The 18313-nt window shown below is 68.6% G+C and carries 15 protein-coding genes; 11 read left to right on the top strand and 4 right to left on the bottom strand.

The genetic code is table 11. From position 1 onward, the window contains the following. Positions 1-7 precede the first annotated feature (7 nt). Both AC21LY_RS05845 and AC21LY_RS05850 read left to right on the top strand, forming a co-directional pair. A complete protein-coding gene (locus AC21LY_RS05845; RefSeq protein WP_489045362.1) occupies positions 8-589 on the top strand; it encodes a sigma-70 family RNA polymerase sigma factor in 582 nt (193 codons plus the stop codon). After that, positions 582-1730 carry an anti-sigma-D factor RsdA gene (locus AC21LY_RS05850; RefSeq protein WP_489045363.1) on the top strand — a complete coding sequence of 383 codons (1149 nt, stop codon included), beginning with the start codon at positions 582-584 and terminating at the stop codon, positions 1728-1730. Before AC21LY_RS05845 ends, AC21LY_RS05850 begins: the two co-directional genes overlap by 8 nt. A gap of 117 nt (positions 1731-1847) precedes the next feature. Here AC21LY_RS05850 and AC21LY_RS05855 read toward each other — a convergent pair whose 3' ends face one another. Further along, on the bottom strand, positions 1848-2237 hold the full coding sequence (locus tag AC21LY_RS05855; protein ID WP_068528661.1) for a DUF5319 domain-containing protein: 390 nt from the start codon (positions 2235-2237) through the stop codon (positions 1848-1850). A gap of 84 nt (positions 2238-2321) precedes the next feature. On the opposite strand from AC21LY_RS05855, the gene guaB reads away from it, so the two are divergent. From guaB to AC21LY_RS05885, 6 genes are all read left to right on the top strand, one after another. Next, a complete protein-coding gene (gene guaB / locus AC21LY_RS05860; protein ID WP_489045364.1) occupies positions 2322-3863 on the top strand; it encodes an IMP dehydrogenase in 1542 nt (513 codons plus the stop codon). A gap of 59 nt (positions 3864-3922) precedes the next feature. After that, entirely contained in the window at positions 3923-5101 is a 1179-nt protein-coding gene (locus AC21LY_RS05865) for a GuaB3 family IMP dehydrogenase-related protein (protein ID WP_489045365.1), read from the top strand. 111 nt (positions 5102-5212) lie between these two features. Further along, positions 5213-6967, top strand: a complete 1755-nt coding sequence (locus AC21LY_RS05870; RefSeq protein WP_489045366.1) for an FAD-dependent oxidoreductase — start codon at positions 5213-5215, stop codon at positions 6965-6967. A 146-nt stretch (positions 6968-7113) separates the two neighbouring features. Beyond that, positions 7114-8049, top strand: coding sequence for a helix-turn-helix domain-containing protein (locus AC21LY_RS05875; protein WP_489045367.1), 936 nt, complete (start codon positions 7114-7116; stop codon positions 8047-8049). Continuing rightward, a complete protein-coding gene (locus tag AC21LY_RS05880; protein WP_489045368.1) occupies positions 8010-9098 on the top strand; it encodes an alpha/beta hydrolase in 1089 nt (362 codons plus the stop codon). Before AC21LY_RS05875 ends, AC21LY_RS05880 begins: the two co-directional genes overlap by 40 nt. Positions 9099-9144: 46 nt before the next feature. Then, positions 9145-9945: an SDR family NAD(P)-dependent oxidoreductase gene (locus AC21LY_RS05885; RefSeq protein ID WP_489045369.1), complete on the top strand. Its 801-nt coding sequence runs from the start codon at positions 9145-9147 to the stop codon at positions 9943-9945. Here AC21LY_RS05885 and AC21LY_RS05890 read toward each other — a convergent pair. From AC21LY_RS05890 to AC21LY_RS05900, 3 genes are read right to left on the bottom strand one after another with little or no spacing between them, the layout of a single operon-like run. After that, positions 9932-11230, bottom strand: a complete 1299-nt coding sequence (locus AC21LY_RS05890; protein WP_489045370.1) for a GAF domain-containing sensor histidine kinase — start codon at positions 11228-11230, stop codon at positions 9932-9934. The two genes, AC21LY_RS05885 and AC21LY_RS05890, sit on opposite strands and share 14 nt — an antisense overlap. Then, the gene (locus AC21LY_RS05895; RefSeq protein ID WP_489045371.1) at positions 11227-11922 is read right to left on the bottom strand and encodes a response regulator transcription factor; all 696 of its coding nucleotides are present in this window, start codon (positions 11920-11922) and stop codon (positions 11227-11229) included. The genes AC21LY_RS05890 and AC21LY_RS05895 overlap by 4 nt, the downstream gene beginning before the upstream one ends. A gap of 48 nt (positions 11923-11970) precedes the next feature. Beyond that, entirely contained in the window at positions 11971-13917 is a 1947-nt protein-coding gene (locus AC21LY_RS05900) for an acetoacetate--CoA ligase (protein WP_489045372.1), read from the bottom strand. Positions 13918-14094: 177 nt separating this feature from the next. Between AC21LY_RS05900 and AC21LY_RS05905 the strand changes: the two genes are divergently transcribed. From AC21LY_RS05905 to AC21LY_RS05915, 3 genes are all read left to right on the top strand, one after another. Beyond that, the gene (locus tag AC21LY_RS05905; protein ID WP_489045373.1) at positions 14095-15084 is read left to right on the top strand and encodes an LLM class flavin-dependent oxidoreductase; all 990 of its coding nucleotides are present in this window, start codon (positions 14095-14097) and stop codon (positions 15082-15084) included. A 155-nt stretch (positions 15085-15239) separates the two neighbouring features. Beyond that, the gene (locus AC21LY_RS05910; protein ID WP_489045375.1) at positions 15240-15659 is read left to right on the top strand and encodes a HEPN domain-containing protein; all 420 of its coding nucleotides are present in this window, start codon (positions 15240-15242) and stop codon (positions 15657-15659) included. After that, the gene (locus AC21LY_RS05915; RefSeq protein WP_489045376.1) at positions 15656-18310 is read left to right on the top strand and encodes a P-loop ATPase, Sll1717 family; all 2655 of its coding nucleotides are present in this window, start codon (positions 15656-15658) and stop codon (positions 18308-18310) included. The genes AC21LY_RS05910 and AC21LY_RS05915 overlap by 4 nt, the downstream gene beginning before the upstream one ends. The last annotated feature ends 3 nt before the right edge of the window (positions 18311-18313 follow it).

The following is an 18313-nucleotide window of genomic DNA, read 5'->3' on the forward strand; positions in this document are numbered from 1 at the left end:
GCTGGCGATGAATCTGACAGGTGAGGAGCTCGACGGGGCTGTGCGCGAAGCAGCGCGCGGTGACCGGTCTGCGCTCGCCGATGTCCTCGACACCATCCGCCCGCTCGTCGTGCGGTACTGCCGCGCGCGGGTCGGCGGTGGCGAGCGGCATTCGCTGTCGGCTGAGGATCTTGCGCAGGAGGTGTGCATGGCTGTGATGACGGCTCTGCCCCGTTACGAGGACCAGGGACGCCCGTTCATGGCGTTCGTGTACGGCATCGCCGCGCACAAGGTCGCGGACGGCTTCCGCAGCGCCTCGCGTAACAAATCCGACCCCGTCGACGAGATTCCGGAGAGAGCGTCGCTCGACGGCGGACCGGAAAGTCACGCGCTCGCCTCCGAGGCGAGCCGTGACATGGCCCGCCTGCTGAGCACGCTCCCGGACAAACAGCGCGAGATCCTGATCCTCCGGGTGGTCGTCGGCCTCTCGGCCGAGGAGACCGCGGAGGCCGTGGGCGGCACCGCCGGTGCCGTCCGGGTGGCGCAGCACCGCGCGCTGACCAAGTTGAAGAACCAGATCGCGAAAGAAGGTGAGAACCGACATGGCTGATGACGACAACAGGCGGGGCAACGGCGACGGTCGCTTCGATCCGCGCGATCCCGAGCGCACGGCCGCTCACCGCCTGGGACCCCCGATGCGACCCATGCGCCCCGGCGCTCGGCGCGGTATCGGTGCCGATGACACCGGCTTCGTCGACCGCGTCGTCGACGACGGCGCGCCCGTCGACGTGGCCGCGGTCCGCCACGACGACGAACTGATCGAGGCGCTCGCCGCAGGCGGCGCCGTGAACACCGCCGACCACGCGGAGTTCGCCCTCGCCTCGCTCCTGGCGGACTGGCGTGACGAGATCGTGACGACCCCGATCACCGCGGGGCCCTCTCTGGACGACCTGATCGCGGCCACCGAGGCGGGCCGTGGCGGGCGGGGCTTCGGTCCGCCCCGGGCCGGCCGTCCGATGCCTCCTCCGGCCCCCGCGGCGGGAGGGGCACCGTCGGGCGACGACGCCGACGCGGCGACGCCCATCGGCGACGCCCCGTCGCGCCGCCGCCGGTTCACCCTGGTGGCCGGTGCGGCGGCCGCGGCGGTCGCGCTCCTCGGCGGCGGCACGGTGCTGGTGAACTCCGCGAGCCCCGGCGACGGCGCGCTGTGGAGCGTCAAGGAGGTGGTCTTCTCGGACGCGGCCTCGCAGACCGTCGCCACCTCCGAGGCGAAGGCGCAGCTCGAGAGCGCGACCAAGGCGATCGGCTCCAACGATCAGGCGCAGGCGCAGGCCGCCCTCGCCAGCGCGCGGCAGCAGGCCGCGAAGGTCAAGAACGGTAAGGACCGCGCCGCGCTGGAGGATCGGATCCGCGCCGCGGAGGCGCTCGCCGGGCTGCCGGTCGGGTCCACGGACCTGCCCACCTCGACGCCGCCGACCTCGACGGTGCCGTCGCCCTCGGTGCCGACCACGCCGTCGGGGCCCACGGTCACGATCCCGACGACGCCGACGGTGCCGACCACGCGCCCGACGACGCCGCGGCCCACCACGCCGACGACGACGGTGCCCACCACCACGACGACGGTGCCGACGACTACCACTACCGTCACCACGACCACCACCGTCCCGACGACCACGACGGAGCCGACGACCACGACGACGCGGACCCGGACGACGACGACCACCGTCACGACCACGGACGCCGCGCGCTGAGCGGGGTCGTGCTTCCCGCGCCGGCGGGATGACTCGACGACGAAGGCCCCCACCGCACGGTGGGGGCCTTCGTCGTGTCCGGGGCGCGCCGGCTCGGTGACCGCTTCTCGCCTGCGCCTACTCTTCGCCCGCGAGGTTCATCGCCGCGTCGGCGTAGCCGCGACAGTAGTCCCAGGTGACGTAGGCGTCGGGAGCGGGATCGTAGGCCGGCTCGTGCGGCCGGACGGTGCCGTCGACCAGCAGCTGCAGCAGGTTCGCGCGCAGCATGTCCCAGTCGTGGTAGTGGTCCTCCTGGCAGTCGTCGCAGCAGATCACGAGCCCGCGGACGCCGCGGTGCGCGAGGAGTGCCTCGTACACGGAGAGATCGGCCAGGTCCTCCTCGACCGCGAGTCGCTCTGCGGGGTCGAGGGGCTGGCCGGGGTCGAGTGAGTCCAGAGCGGCCGTGGGATCGCTCGGATCGTCGGCGAACGGGTCCGGCGGGAGGCCGGGGGGAAGATTGTTGCGCACGCCTCCACGGTACGCAGTACCGGCCGCGGAAGGCCAGTCACACGCGCCGTACGGGCGCGGGAATCCGCCGCGTACCATGGATACATGACGCGCTCCGCATCTTCCGCGCCCGCATCCGGCAACGTTTTCATCGGGGGCGACGACCCCGCCAAGGTCGCGATGCTCGGTCTCACCTTCGACGACGTGCTCCTCGTTCCCGCCGCTTCCGACGTGATCCCGTCCGGGGTCGACATCTCGACCAGGCTCACCCGCGAGATCTCGCTGAAGGTTCCGCTCATCAGCTCCGCCATGGACACCGTCACCGAATCCCGGATGGCCATCGCGATGGCCCGCAACGGCGGCATGGGCGTGCTGCACCGGAACCTCTCGATCGAGGCGCAGGCGCAGCAGGTCGAGACGGTCAAGCGCTCCGAGGCCGGGATGGTCACCGATCCGGTCACCTGCAGCCCGTCGAACACGCTCCGCGAGGTCGACGAGATGTGCGCCCGGTTCCGCATCTCCGGCCTGCCCGTGACCGACGAGAAGGGCACCCTCGTCGGCATCATCACCAACCGTGACATGCGCTTCGAGGTGGACCTGGACCGCCCCGTCGCCGAGGTCATGACCAAGGCGCCGCTGATCACCGCGCAGGAGGGCGTCACGGCCGAGGCCGCGCTGGGCCTGCTCCGGCGGCACAAGATCGAGAAGCTCCCGATCGTCGACGGCAGCGGCCGGCTGACCGGTCTGATCACGGTCAAGGACTTCGTCAAGACCGAGCAGCACCCGAACGCCACGAAGGACTCCGACGGCCGCCTCCTCGTCGGTGCCGCGGTGGGCGCGGGCGACGAGGCGTGGGAGCGCGCGATGGCGCTGCGCGATGCCGGCGTCGACGTGCTGGTCGTCGATTCGGCGCACGGCCACTCGAGCGGCGTGCTCAACATGATCGAGAAGCTCAAGCACGAGATCGGCAACGACGTGCAGCTGATCGGCGGCAACGTCGCGACCCGCAGCGGTGCGGCGGCGCTGGTGGCGGCCGGCGTCGACGGCGTCAAGGTGGGCGTCGGCCCCGGCTCGATCTGCACCACCCGCGTGGTCGCGGGCGTCGGCGCCCCCCAGATCACCGCCATCCTCGAGGCGACGGCGGCCTGCGCGCCGGCCGGCGTCCCCGTCATCGCCGACGGAGGCCTGCAGTTCTCGGGCGACGTGGCGAAGGCCCTCGCGGCCGGCGCGTCGACCGCGATGCTCGGCTCGCTGCTCGCCGGCACCGCCGAGTCGCCGGGGGAGCTGATCCTCGTCGGCGGGAAGCAGTTCAAGAGCTACCGCGGCATGGGCAGCCTCGGCGCCATGCAGGGCCGCGGCCAGGGCAAGTCCTACTCCAAGGACCGCTACTTCCAGGACGACGTGCTCTCCGAGGACAAGCTGGTCCCCGAGGGCATCGAGGGCCGCGTGCCCTTCCGCGGCCCGCTCAGCTCGGTGATCCATCAGCTCACGGGCGGCCTCCGCGCGGCCATGGGCTACACCGGCAGCCAGACCATCGCGGACCTCAACCGTGCCCAGTTCGTGCAGATCACCGCAGCGGGTCTGAAAGAATCGCATCCGCACGACATCACGATGACGGTCGAGGCGCCGAACTACACCACGCGCTAGACACCCGCTGACCAGGCACATTCGGGGCGCAGGCTCCGGAATCGGAAGGACTGAGCGCGTTGCGCGACATGGTTGAGATCGGCATGGGCCGCACGGCCCGGCGCACCTACGAGCTGCAGGACGTGAACATCGTCCCGTCGCGGCGTACCCGCTCCTCGAAGGAGGTGTCAACGGCCTGGCAGCTCGACGCGTACCGCTTCGACACCCCGATCCTCTCGCACCCCACGGATGCGATCGGCTCGCCGGACTTCGCGATCGAGCTCGGCAAGCTGGGCGGTCTGGGTGTGCTCAACGCGGAGGGCCTGTTCTCCCGGCATCGCGACGCGGAGGCCCAGCTCGAGCAGGTTGTCGAGCTGGCCGCGGGCGACATCACCGGCATCGCGGCCATCCGCCGCCTGCAGGAGCTGCACGCCGCGCCGCTCGACCCGGAGCTGCTGGCCGCGGCCGTCGGCCGGGTGCGGGACGCCGGGGTGACGGTGGCGGTGCGGGTCTCGCCGCAGCGCGCCCGCGAGCTGACGCCGGTGCTGGTCAAGGCCGGTATCGACCTTCTGGTGATCCACGGCACGATCATCTCCGCCGAGCACGTCTCGGCCGAGGGCTCGGCGGGCGAGCCGCTCAACCTCAAGACCTTCATCGGTGATCTGGATGTGCCGGTGGTCGCCGGCGGCGTGAGCGATCACCGCACCGCACTGCACCTGATGCGCACGGGCGCGGCGGGCGTCATCGTCGGCTACGGCTCGGCGGAGGGCGCCACCACCACGCGCGAGGTGCTCGGCATCGGCGTCCCGATGGCGACGGCGATCGCGGACGCGGCGGCGGCCCGTCGGGACTACCTCGACGAGACCGGTGGCCGGTACGTCCACGTGATCGCCGACGGCGACATCTACAGCTCCGGCGACGTGGCCCGCGCGATCGCGTGCGGCGCGGACGCCACGATGCTGGGCGCGCCGCTGGCGATCGCCGCGGAGGCACCGGGTCAGGGCTGGTACTGGCCGTCGGTGGCGGCGCACCCGTCGATGCCGCGCGGCGCGGTCGCGCCCGCGCAGCTCGGTGGGCTCGACGCCGGCGAGGAGGCGCCCACCGGTGCCGCGCCGTCGTTGCGCACCATCCTCACCGGGCCGTCGACGGAGCCCAACGGCCAGCTGAACCTGGTCGGCGGCCTGCGGCGGTCGATGGCGAAGGCCGGGTACAGCGAGCTCAAGGAGTTCCAGAAGGTCGGGCTCAACGTCGCTTACTGACCTTGAGGCCTGTATTGAGTGAGATTTAGTAGTAACGTTACCCGTCAGTAGGGCGCGTCAGCCGCGCGACCCGGTGATAGCTGTCCGTCGCGGACGGGTGAGGGGTGCCAGATGGCCAAGGCAGTCAAGCAGAAGTCGGGCGATCACTTCGACGTGCTCGTGATCGGCTCCGGGTTCGGCGGAAGCGTCACGGCGCTGCGCCTGACCGAGAAGGGATATCGCGTCGGCGTGCTCGAGGCCGGCCAGCGGTTCGAGGACGAGGACTTCGCCGAGTCGACGTGGAACCTCAAGAAGTTCGTCTGGGCGCCGAAGCTGGGCCTGTACGGCATTCAGCGGATCCACCTGCTCAATGACGCCGTCGTCCTCGCCGGAGCGGGCGTGGGTGGCGGCTCGCTGAACTACGCCAACACGCTCTACAAGCCGCCGGCGCCGTTCTTCAACGACCCGCAGTGGCGGCACATCACCGACTGGGACGACGAGCTCACGCCGTACTACGACCAGGCTCGGCGCATGCTGGGCGTGGTCAAGAACCCGCATGAGACCCCGTCGGACCGGGTGATCAAGCAGATCGCGGAGGAGATGGGCGTCGCGGACACCTTCACCGCGACGCCGGTCGGCGTGTACTTCAACCAGCCCGGCCGCACCGATGCCGACCCGTTCTTCGGCGGCGCCGGGCCCGCCCGCACGGGCTGCACCGAGTGCGGTCAGTGCATGTCGGGCTGCCGCGTCGGGGCGAAGAACACGCTGATGAAGAACTACATCCACCTCGCCGAGGCCGGCGGTGCGCGGTTCATCCCGATGACGACGGTGACCGGGCTGCGCGAGGGGCGCAAGGGCGTCTGGGAGGTGTCGACGGTGCGCACCGGTGCGGTCGCGCGCAAGAACCGGACCGTCTACACCGCCGACAACGTGGTCTTCGCGGCCGGCACCTGGGGAACGCAGACCCTGCTGCACTCGCTCAAGGACACCGGCGCGCTGCCGAAGCTCTCGGACCGGCTCGGCGTCCTGACCCGCACGAACTCCGAGTCGATCCTCGGTTCGGCCCGTGTGCAGGCCGACCCGGATCAGGACCTCTCGCAGGGCGTCGCGATCACCAGCTCCTTCTACCCGACCCCCGACACCCACATCGAGCCCGTCCGTTACGGGCCGGGCCGCAACGCCATGGGCCTCCTCCAGACCCTCCTGGTCGACGGTGGCGCGGGTCGCACCCGGCTGTCGGGGTTCGTCAAGGGCCTCGCGAAGAAGCCGTCCGACCTGAAGCTGCTGCTCACCCAGAAGAACTGGGGCCAGCGCGTGCTGATCCTGCTGGTGATGCAGAGCCTCGACAACTCGATCACCACGTACACCAAGAAGATCCCCGGCTCGAAGAAGCGGCGGATGGTCTCCAAGCAGGGCCACGGCGCGCCGAACCCCACGTGGATCCCCGCGGGCAACGAGGCCGCGCGGATCGGCGCGGAGAAGCTGAACGGCGTCGCCGGCGGCACCTGGGGCGACATCTTCAACGTCCCGATGACGGCGCACTTCCTCGGCGGCGCGGCGATCTCGGACACCCCCGAGACGGGCGTCATCGACCCCTACCACCGCATCCACAACTACCCGTCGCTGTTCGTCGTCGACGGTGCCGCCATCTCCGCCAACCTCGGCGTCAACCCGTCGCTGTCGATCGCGGCGCAGGCCGAGCGCGCCGCGGCGCTGTGGCCGAACAAGGGCGAGGCGGACCCGCGCCCCGCGCAGGGCACCGGGTACCAGCGCATCGCGCCGACGGCGCCGAAGTCCCCGGCCGTCCCCGCCGGTGCCCCCGGCCAGCTGCTGCTCCCGCTGCCCGCGGTCCGTCCGGCGCAGGAGGCCCAGGAGTCGCAGGCCTGATGGCACGGTAGTTCACGTCTGTGGCCCGCATGTTCATGCGTTCTGTGCCGCGACCGGGGACCCTTGTACGTACCCTGGGAGAGGTCCTGCTCCTGGTACGACGGTGACGCGTCGATGCGTGGCACAGACGAGGAGTCGCTCCGGAAATGCGCGATCGTAACGATGAGTTCGCAGTGCATGGCAGTGGCGAGCAGTGGCAGACTGTCCTGTCCGAAACCCATCTGCCGTGGTCCACGCAGCTCTCCGACCAGGCGGCGATGCCCTTCGAGGCGTCGATCAAGCGATGGTGGATCGACGATCTCGCGCTGGTCGACTGCGAGTGCGATCCCTCGTCTGGGACCAGGAACCGGCGCCAGATCGCCGCGACCGACGGTGACTACTTCATCGTCCTGATGAACCGTGGCGGACGCGAGACGGTCAGCCAGAACGGGATCACGGCCGAGATGTCGAAGGGCGACATGCTCGCGTGGGACAGTGCCCGGCCCGCGTCGTTCACCGTGTGGCAGAGCCTGTCGAAACGGAGCCTGATCATTCCGCGCGCGGCGATCGACGAGTGCGGAGCGTCCGCCTGGGCGAAGTCCGGCGCCACGTTGGCGCGCGGCTCCGCTTCCACCCGGCTGCTCGTCTCGTACCTCGAAGTGCTCAGCGAGAGCCTGCCGCTGCTCAGCCGGTCGGCGCTCACCGCTGCACGGAACGCGACCCTCGAGCTCCTGGTCGGCGCGCTGCGCCCGGATTCCCCGGAACACGCGGCCCCGGCCGGCGTCGCACTGCGCGAGGCCATGGGGCGCTACATCGAGAGTCACCTGTTGGACAAGCATCTGTCGCCCGGGTCGATCGCGCAGGCGCACAGCGTGTCGGTCCGCACGGTGAACCGGGTGTTCAACTCCTCCGGGCAGTCCGTGTGCGACGTGATCAGGATCCGGCGTCTCGTGCACGCCCGTGGCGACCTGGTGAACACCACCAGTCCGGTCGCCGCGATCGCGAGCAAGTGGGGCTTCTCCGACGCGAGCCATCTCAGCAGAACATTCAAGGCCACCTACGGATGCTCCCCGAGCGATTTCCGGGCGGCGCATTCCTCGTAAACGTCGGAAGAAACCTGACCCGCCCGTTCTACAACGTGGCGCTCATCTTCAATCCGCGGCTCCTCGATTCCAGCATGATCGAATCACGCCCCGCTGCTCCCTGGTACTGGGAAAGGCTCGGGCTCATCGCAGTCACGAGAATGAAGGAATCAATCATGCAACGTCGGGATGTCGAATTCGATTCGGAAGGCGTCACTGTTCGGGGATGGTTCTACGACGGGGTCTCGGATAGGTCCGCGCGCCCGACCATCGTCATGGCGCACGGGTTCTCCGCAGTGAAGGAACAGTATCTGGACAGGTACGCCGAGGTGTTCTCCGCCGCGGGCCTGAACGTCCTGGTGTTCGATTTCCGCAACCTCGGGGACAGCGACGGGCAGCCGCGTCAGGAGATCGATCCGTGGGGCCAGATCGCCGACTATCGCAATGCGATCACCTATGCGCGCACCCTCGACACGGTCGATCGCGACCGGATCGGCGTGTGGGGAACCAGCTTCTCGGGCGGGCACGTGCTGGTCGTGGCCGCGATCGACCGCCGGGTCAAGGCGGTCGTGAGCCAGGGGCCGCTGGTGGACGGCTTCCAGAACCTGCGGCGGCTGGTCCGGCCCGACTTCCTCGCAGGCTTCCGCGAGCAGTTCGACGCCGACCGGGCCGCACGGTACGCGGGAGAGGCACCCGCGATGGTGCCCGTGATCGACGAGGACCCGCTCGCCCCCTCGGCGCTCCCGACGCCCGACTCGTACCAGTGGTTCACGGAGAGCGCGAAATCCGCTCCGAATTGGAGGAACGAGGTGACGCTGCGCAGCGTCGAGATGCTCGGTGATTACGTTCCCACTGACTTCATCGAGCGGATCAGTCCCACCCCGCTGCTGCTGATGCCGGCAGCCGGCGATGTTCTCACGCCTACCGACCTCGCCATTGAGGCGTTCGAGCGCGCTCGTTCACCCAAGCGTCTGGAAATCCAGGAGGGCGGACATTTCGATATCTACACCAACGGATTCGCGGAGTCCAGTGGAACGGCGCGGGACTGGTTCGTCGAACATCTCGCGTGACCTACCCACCATTTCATCTCTTTTTTACAGATCGAAAGGATTTCTCATGGGAAGCAGGCTTGACAATCGAGTAGTGGTCGTCACCGGGTCCAGTTCCGGGAACGGCCGTGCGATCGCCGTCGCGGCCGCTGCCGAGGGAGCCACCGTGGTCTGCTCGGACATCCGCCGCGAAGCCCTCGCCGGGGGATACGAGGAGGACGGGCACATCACGACCGACCAGGTCATCGCGAACAGCGGTGGGAAGTCCCTCTACGTCGAGACCGACGCGGGGGACTACGCCGCGATGGAGAACCTGATCTCCGCCGCGGTCGATGCTTTCGGCCGCATCGACGTGATGGTGAACAACGCCGGGATCTTCACCGGGCTCAAGACGATCGTCGACGAGACCGAGGAGGAGTTCGACCGCACGATGCGGGTCAACGCCAAGAGCGTGTGGCTGGGGAGCAAGTTCGCCATCCGGCAGATGCTCACGCAGGAACCGGTGGAGGGCGCGCGCGGCCGCATCGTCAACATCGCGTCGATCGGTGGTCTGGTCGGCCTCGCGGCGGAGCCCGGATACTGCACTGCCAAGGGCGCCGTCGTCAATCTCACGCGGCAGCTCGCGGTGGACTTCGCGGCCGAACGCATCAACATCAACGCCGTGTGCCCGGGCTACCTCGCGACTGCCATGGTCCGGCCGTTCCTGGACGATCCGGAGTTGAACGCGGCGCTGCACGCCAAGACGCCGTGGCCCGAACTCGGCACGGCGGACGACGTCGCGAACGCGACCATGTTCCTGGCCTGCGGCGAGTCGCGCTGGGCGACGGGTTCCATGCTCACCATCGACGGCGGGTTCAGCGTGCAGTAGGGCATGACCGGGACTGCTGCGGGGCCAGCGGCAGCGTCAGGGTCGCGAGGGTGCCCTCCCCGACGGTGCTCTGGATCCGCAGCGTCCCGCGCATGGCTTCCGCGAGCCCTCGGGCCAGCGGAAGCCCGAGCCCGACCCCCTCCTCCGATTCCGCGCCGATCCGGTCGAACGGCACGAAGATCCGGGTGATGAGGTCGGGAGGTATGCCGTGACCGGAGTCGCTCACCGCGATCACGGCCTCCGCCTCGCTCGTGTCGTACGTGACGGTGACCGTGCCGCCGGGGCGGTTGTAGCGGATGGCGTTGGTCACGAGGTTGAGAAGCACCTGCCGGCAGCGGCGTTCGTCCGCCCGGACGACGGCCGGCTCCCCGCGGTGCACGACGGTGACGGTGACCCGCTCCGCATCCGCCATCGGTTCGGTCATCCCGGTGACGGCGGACAGCACGGAGTCGAGGGGGAAGTCGGTGGTGTCGAGAAGCAGTGTCTTGGACTCGATCCGAGCGATGTCGAGGACCTCGTCGACCATCTCGAGGATGTGCCCGGCGGCCGCCTCGATGTGGCCCAGCGCCTCGGTGCGGCGGGTGGCCGTGAGGTCCAGTGTGCGGAGCAGTTCGGCGAAGCCGGTGATCGTCTGCAGCGGGGTACGCAGCTCGTGGCTGAGCGCGGTGAGGAAGTCGGTCTTGGCGCGGCTGGCGGATTCCGCTGCGGAGCGGGCGATGTCGGCCTCGGCGCGGCCCCGGCGCGCCGCCTCAGCGGCGTCGTAGTCGATCGCCACCGACGTCAGGTGGGTGAGCCGGTGCACCAGCAGCGTCTCGCGCCGGGTCGGGACATGCGGTGCACGATGGTAGACGGCGAACGTTCCGGACAGCCCGGATCGTCCGGTGATCGGTGTGGACCAGCACGCCCGGAGCCCGTGCGCCGCAGCCAGCGCCCGGAATCGCTCCCAGCGGGGATCGGTGTCGACGTCGACCGCGACGACCGGCCTCACCAGGTGCGCCGCGGTTCCGCAGGACCCGGCGTCGGGGCCGATCACGAGACCGTCGATCCCCTCCGCGAACGCCCGCGGCAGCGTCGGCGCGGCTCCGTGGTGCAGCGTGCCGCGTTCGGTATCGGCGAGCAGGATCGAGCAGTGACTCCCCGGGAGCAACTCCTCGAGCGTGGACGCGATCCCGGCGAGGACCCCCGGCAGTTCCGCGCCGAGCGCGAGTTGTTCGAGAAGGCGGCTCTGCCCGTCGAGGAGCGCGGTGACGTCGGCGTCGGACAGACGCGACTGTGCGATGGTCATGGCGCCCAGCGGTATCCGACACCCCGGACGGTGACGATGAAGTCGGCGCCGAGCTTGTGCCGCAAGCGGTGCATGTGTTCGGTCACGGTCGCCTCGCTCTGCCACCCCGACGAACTGGACCACACGAGTTCGAGGAGCTGTGCGCGCGAATAGACCCGTCGCGGATGTTCGGCGAGGAAGACCAGCAGGTCGAACTCGCGGGCGGTCAGGTGGACGGGCTTGCCGTCGATCGTGACCTGGCGGGCGGCACCGTCGATGTGGAGGCCGGTTGCCGCCACGTCGACGGTGAACGGGGCCGGCGCCCGGCGATGACCGGACCGGCGCAGTACCGATCGGACGCGCGCGGCGAGTTCGCCGGTCGAGAACGGTTTCACGAGGTAGTCGTCGGCTCCGAGGTCGAGACCGAGTATCCGATCCCCCTCACTGTTCCGGCCGGACAGCACGACGACGGGGATGTCGTTCTCTCCCGTGCGGAGCCGACGGAGAATGTCGAGCCCGGTGAGTCCGGGAAGCGAGAGGTCGAGCACGAGCAGATCGAACTCGTGCGCCGCGAGCAGGCGCATCGCGGTGTTGCCGTCCCCCGCCTCGCGCACGATATAGCCGTCGGCTTCGAGCTGCCACGACACGACGGTGCGAACCCGGCTGTCGTCCTCGACGAGGAGCACGGACTGGGAGCTGGCGTCCGCTGTCACGCGCTCGATGCTAGCACCGGAATCACTGTCGCCGAACAGTTTTCCTGCTCACCGCGCACCGGAACCGGCCCGGCTCTCAGCGAACCGGGCGAACCACAGCAGGGCCTCCGGATCGTCGGTGGCGGCGAAGTTCGCCGCACTCTCGAGGCGCATGCCCATGAGCAACTTCTTGACGGGTACCTCCATCTTCTTCCCGCTCAGGGTGTGCGGCACGCGAGGAGCGGCGATGATCTCGTCCGGCACATGGCGGGGGGAGAGCCGGGACCGCAGGAGCCCGGTGATCCGCGTACGCAGCGAGTCGGTCACGTCGCGCCCGGCGGCCGGGACGACGAAGAGCCCGAGCCAGTACTCGTCGTCGGGGAGGTCGACGCCGACGACGAGGGCCTCGTCGACCTCGGGCATCGCCTCGAGCACCTCGTAGAACTCGGTGCTGCCCAGCCGGACGCCGTGCCGATTGAGGGTCGAGTCGGATCGACCGTGGATGGTGATGCCGCCGTCGCTGTGCACGGTGATCCAGTCGCCGTGGCGCCACAGGCCCGGAGAGGATTCGAAGTAGCTGCCGGCGTAGCGGGAACCGTCGGCGTCTCCCCAGACGGACAGCGGCATGGACGGCATGGGGGACGCGACGACGAGCTCACCGACCGTGTCCACGACGGTGTCTCCGGCGTCGTCGACGGCGCGGCAGTCGACGCCGGCGAGCCGGCCCCCGATGCGGCCGGGCCGGACGGGCGCGTACTCGTTGCCTCCGACGAACGAGCCGCAGATGTCGGTGCCGCCACTCGTCGAGTCGATCCTGATGTGCGCTCCGACGTGGTCCCTGATCCAGCGATAGCCGCTGCGCGGCAGCGCTGAACCGGTGACCATCACGTGCCGGAGTCGCTGCAGGCGCGGGACCGCGGCGCCGCAGGACGCGGTGACCGCGCCTGCTCCCACCAGCATCACGTCCGCGGCAGCCCGGTCGGCGAGATCCCAGATGCCGGCAGCGCGGTGGGTCGGGCTGCCGCCGTACAGCACGACGGTGGCGCCGCGGGCCAGTGCGCCGAGCTGCATGTTCCACAGTGCCCAGCCGGTGGAGGTCACGGTGAGCAGGCGGTCGCCGGGCCGCAGGCCCGCGTAGAGGCCGGTCCACTTGGCGCCCTCGACGGTGATTCCGCCGTGCCCGTGGACGAGACCCTTCGGGGCGCCCGTGGTGCCCGAGGTGAAGAGCACCCACAGCGGGTGGGAGAACTCGACCTGGGCGAACTCGGCGTCGGCTGCCTCGCCGACGACATCCGTCCACGCCGTCGCGGCCGCCGGGCCGCCGTCCGCGGTGGAGTCGACCTCGACCACGTGCCGGACCGTGGGCAGTTCTGTGCGGAGGCGCGCGACGACGTCGGTGCGATCGACCCAGCGGCCGTTCCAGCGATAGCCGGGTGCGACGATCAGCACTGTGGGTTCCAGCTGCGCGAACCGGCTCACGGCACCGTCGACCCCGAAGTCGCTAGGGCAGCACGACCAGACCGCGCCGACCGCGGCGCTCGCCAGGCATCCGATGACCGCGTGCTCGGTGTTCGGGAGGTAGGCGCAGACGCGGTCGCCGGCCCGGACACCGGATCGGCGCAACCATCCGGCCGCGGCGGCCACGGTGCGCCGCAGCTCGTCGAAGGTGACGGTGCGGGGCTGTGCATCGCTCTCGTCGAGGCACAGCAGGGCGGGCGCGTCGCCGTCGCCGGCGGCCAGCAGGTACTGCGCCCAGTTCAGCCGCCCGCCGGTGAACCAGCGGGTGTGCGGCATCGGATCGGTGGTACGGACCCGCGTCCACGGGGTGCTGAATTCGATACCGAAATGGTCGACGATCGACTCCCAGAATCGGTCGAGATTCGCTATCGACCACGCCCAGAGGTCGTCGTGGTTCTCGAATTCGCGCTCCGCGCGCGCCTGGAGCCAATCCATGTATTCACGGAGCGGCGACCCCGCGATGCGCTCCGGTGCCGGTGTCCAGATGTCCTCCGTCATCACGGTCCTTCCCTCGGTGACGGTTTTCACGCTACGGCGCCGGTTTCGCGTTGCGGCGGTGTCGAATCGGCGTTGATGACGAATTGATGGAGCCGCCAGCCCGTGTTGAGGCTGCGGCGGCAGGGTGGGCGAGAAGAAGTCGAGGGCAGCGAGCCCCGGGCATCGTAGGAGGCGGTCATGAAGCTGGCGTTGTATCTACCGACCTTTCGGGACGAGGTGAGCCTCCGCGAGATCGAAGATCTCGCACTGCTCGCGGAGTCACTGGATTTCGATTCGTTGTGGACCCTGGACCGGGTATGCGTTCCCGAGGTCTCCGACAGTGCCGGGCTCCAGTACCCGTTCGGGATGATGACCGATTTCCCGAACGCGCTGCCCGTGATCGCGCGGGGCAAGTGGTTCCAGGGCATGCCGCTGATCCCGTGGCTCGCGGCGAAGACGAGCAGGATCCGGCTCGGGATGAGCATCATCGATACCCCGTACCGGTCGCCGGCCGTCCTGGCCGCGGAATTGGCCACCCAGGATCATCTGTCGGACGGCCGCCTGAATGTCGGTGTCGGTTCGGGGTGGATGCCGGAGGAGTTCGACGCCTGTAGCGTGGGCCACCTGTTCGCACGGCGGCACGGGCACGTCCGCGAGACGATCGAGATCATGCAGGGGATCTGGACCAACGACCTGTTCGAGTACCACGGAGAATTCGCGGATTTCGGGCCGTCCGGATTCGGGCATCACCCACTGCAGAAGCCCGGCCCGCCGATCTACTTCTCCGGGCTGAAGGATCCGAGACGATCGGCGAGGCGTATCGCCAAGTACGGTTTGCAGGGCTGGATCGGCATTCAGGACACCCCGGAGGACATCGCTCGATGGCGCGGGGAGATCGAACGCGAACTCCATGAACTCGGAAGGCCGTTGCCCGACGGTTTCGACGTGTGCAGCATGATCTTCTTCGTGATCACCGACGAGCCGACCGATATGCGACCGGCCGGAAAGGTGACCAATCTGCTCGCCGGTACGGCGCAGCAGATCGAGGACATGCTCAAGAGGTACCGCGAGGCCGGAATGACGATGCCGCTGCTGTGGCCCCCGTTCCGCGACGTGCCGACCTCGAAGACCCTGGACGATCTCAAGCGGATCACGTACGACATCATGCCGCGGGTCATGGAAATGTGACCGGCGCATGCTCATGGTGCTCAGGTTGCCGGCCACGCCGCTCGATCGTCGACAGCTCACCTCCCCTGCGCCCCAGAGCGCCTCACGGAGGGCACCGCTACCAGCGCGTCCGCGGATCGTCCGGGAGTGTCGGTGGCGTCTGACACACTGGCCGCGTGGCGATGGTTGATCCGGCGACGGTCGAGGAATGGCACGAAGTCGGTCTCGAGCGCAGCGAGGACGCGGCGATGCTGGCGCAGCACGGACGCGAAGTGATGGAGATCTACCTCCACGGCTTCGCAGCAGAGTGCTTCGCAAAGGCACTCTACGTAGACAAGCACCGGTCGAATCCGAAGTTGACCCACGACCTCATGGTGCTGATCAGTGGTGCGGGGATCGGACGGGACCGGCTTCCGGAGCCTCTGCGGTTTATCGTTGACACCAGAGACGTCGCGTTGCGCTATCAGGTCGGGCTGCCGGAAGGGTACACGAGCGACACTGTCAAGGACGCAGCTCGTCTTGCGGGCTTCCTGCGCAAGCGAGCGGAGCGAGCCATCGGTCGCGCTGCGTACCGTCGAAAGAGGAGGGGCCAATGAGTGCGGAACCCATCGGTGATACCCGTGTCGCCATCGAATCCGCCTTGATACGGGCGTACCCGGGGGCGACGGTGCTGGTGGACGACGATCCGTTCGCGGGATTCAGGATCCGAGTGGTGTCCGCGCAGTTCGCAGGTCAGACAGCGGCCGAACGCCGGAGACGGGTACTGACGATCGTCAATGATGACGATGTCGCGCACCTGTGGCTCGGTACGCCCGACGAGGCCAGAGACTTCCCGCCGGTTGATCCGGCGGCGTTGGAGCCTGTCCCGCTGTGGCCCGAAGCTCTTGCGAGTGTCCACCATCGGGACACGATCACCGTGCGGCTTCCGTCGCTTGAGGAAGATGCGCTCGATCCGCCGGTCGTAGCTACGTTCTACTCGTTGAGAGGCGGGGTGGGACGATCCACCGCCCTTGTGCACACGGCATTCGCGCTGTGCACACAGGGGCTGTCGGTGTTATGCATCGACATGGACCTCGAAGCACCGGGGCTCGCCTCGATCATGGGAGTTGGCGACCGTGTGGATGGTCGGCACGGTGTCGTTCCGCTTCTGAACCAGATCGACATCGACGAGTCTGTGCCGCAGAACATCGAAGACCACTTCATCAGGGTTACAGACAGTCATGATCTGCTGCTTCTTCCTGCCGGGCGCCCCTCCGCGGCATACGCGCGGGATCTGGCGGTGCTGGACCCGTCTGCGTGGTATCGAGAGGAGTACAACCCGCTGCGTGAGTTGCTCGCAGCTATCCGTGCACTCCCGCTGGAGGTGCGCCCTGACGCGATTCTGATCGACTCCCGTACAGGGATCAGCCCGATAGCGGCCCCGCTCCTGTTCGACGTCTCTGACCTGGCGATCATCACCTTCTACCCGCACCCGCAGGCGAAGGAAGGAACTGGCCTGCTCACGAAGGCGATCCTCGGGGCACGGACTGAGCGTAACGGCGCCGATGGACGGTCGCTCACGCCCGAACCCCGATTCGTGGTCTCCCCGCTCCCTGCCACGCCGGAGGCACGGCTCCTGCTGGAGGACCGCGCAATGGACTGGGTTACCGAATGGATCGCCCCGGCCCGGGATCCGGAAGGGGCAAGGCCGTTCCCCGTCGAAGAGATCGTCCAGGTCGTCGGTTACAACGAAACGACCGCTACCGCCGATCGTGTGTCCGAGCAGACGTCGACTGCTGCCTACGAGGCGATTGCAGGCTGGATCGCGGGTCTGGTAGGCGGCGGCCCGGAGGTGGCGGCGCCGGCGAATCCCTCTAGCGGGGTGGCGACGAAGACCGAGATTCTCGACTCCCTGGAGTTCGCGGGTGAGACCGCCGAGCGGCAGACTCCCGAGGCGGTTCGGGAGACCTTCGTCGGCACCGCGGAGGTGAATGCGGCACTCAACCCGAGAACCCCTTTGGTGATCGGGCGTAAGGGGACGGGAAAGACGTTGGTCTTCCGTCAGTTGCTGACACAGGCCGGCGCCTCCGCCGTGGCGGTGACGAGCCCGTCGGGTCTGACGAGTGACGATAGGTCGTGGCAGGTATCCCCGACGTTCTACGAGACGATCGCCGGGCAGATCGACGGCGAGCGCTACACCTGGTCCCACGTATGGATGGCCCTGATCGGTCTCGTGATGGTGCAGAAGCGAGCGGCACCGCCGCCGCGAAGTGTCGACGGATTGGTCGCACCGGCTGCCGAGTACGAACAGGGTGACCTGCTCGCGGACGTGCGTGTGCTGCTGTCGGTGACAGATCACGGTGTCGTTCTTCGTCAGTGGCTCACGGGCATTGATCGGGAGCAGGCACCGGTCTCGCTCCTGTTCGACGCGCTGGACACCGGCTTCGGAACGAATCGGGCGCTGCGCAGCGCCGCCGTGACCGGTTTGATGGTTCTCGTTAACGACGTCGGGCGCGAGTTGGTGAACATGCGAACCAAGGTCTTCATCCGTGAAGACGTGTTCCGTGAACTCACATTCCCGAACAAGAGCCACCTGCGTGCCGAGGCCGCGGTGCTGGTCTGGAAAGACCTGAGCGACTATCTGCGGATCGTCATCCGGCAGGCATGGCGATCCGCAGACTTCCGTGAGTACGCACAAGCGCAGCTCGCGGACGAGTTGAACCCGCCCGGAACCACGAACCGGTTCGATCCGGAATCGACGGCGATCGAATATTGGCCGGACGACGTGGTCGCGATGGTGTGGCGGACGCTCGTCGGCGAGCGGATGGCAGGCGGTAAGACGGCGTTCACCGATAGGTGGGTGTGGTCGCGTCTCGCCGACGCCAACGGTGATCATTCTCCGCGCCACTTGATCAAGCTGTTCATGGAGGCCACCGCCCGGGAGCGCGATCTAGAACTCACGAGCCCGTTCTCTCGCGCCCTCATTCGACCCAAGATGTTGATGAACGCGTTGGACACGGTGAGCAGTTCCGCCGTCGAGGCGTTGCAGGAGGAGTTCCCGGAGCTCGACGAGGTACTACGAACGTTGAGCCGGATCACCGAGACGCCCTTCGATCGCAGCGACATCTCGGCTCTCGACTCCGACCTCGTCGCTTTGGCGGCCGAGGTGGGCCTCGTGGATCTCGGGTCCGACGGCGCTTCCGGCCGCTGTCGAGTCCCGGAGATCTACCGTCGCGACCTGGGAATGTCCCGCCGGGGGCAGCAGTAGCGA

Source organism: Tsukamurella sp. II2bb, from assembly GCF_057815145.1.

Coding starts and splice junctions, on each gene's coding strand:
- AC21LY_RS05885 (WP_489045369.1), top strand. CDS start 9,145: ATGGGAAGCAGGCTTGACAATCGAGTAGTGGTCGTCACCGGGTCCAGT.
- AC21LY_RS05880 (WP_489045368.1), top strand. CDS start 8,010: ATGCTCCCCGAGCGATTTCCGGGCGGCGCATTCCTCGTAAACGTCGGA.
- AC21LY_RS05870 (WP_489045366.1), top strand. CDS start 5,213: ATGGCCAAGGCAGTCAAGCAGAAGTCGGGCGATCACTTCGACGTGCTC.
- AC21LY_RS05905 (WP_489045373.1), top strand. CDS start 14,095: ATGAAGCTGGCGTTGTATCTACCGACCTTTCGGGACGAGGTGAGCCTC.
- AC21LY_RS05915 (WP_489045376.1), top strand. CDS start 15,656: ATGAGTGCGGAACCCATCGGTGATACCCGTGTCGCCATCGAATCCGCC.
- AC21LY_RS05900 (WP_489045372.1), bottom strand. CDS start 13,917: ATGACGGAGGACATCTGGACACCGGCACCGGAGCGCATCGCGGGGTCG.
- AC21LY_RS05890 (WP_489045370.1), bottom strand. CDS start 11,230: ATGACCATCGCACAGTCGCGTCTGTCCGACGCCGACGTCACCGCGCTC.
- AC21LY_RS05875 (WP_489045367.1), top strand. CDS start 7,114: ATGCGCGATCGTAACGATGAGTTCGCAGTGCATGGCAGTGGCGAGCAG.
- AC21LY_RS05850 (WP_489045363.1), top strand. CDS start 582: ATGGCTGATGACGACAACAGGCGGGGCAACGGCGACGGTCGCTTCGAT.
- guaB (WP_489045364.1), top strand. CDS start 2,322: ATGACGCGCTCCGCATCTTCCGCGCCCGCATCCGGCAACGTTTTCATC.
- AC21LY_RS05845 (WP_489045362.1), top strand. CDS start 8: ATGAATCTGACAGGTGAGGAGCTCGACGGGGCTGTGCGCGAAGCAGCG.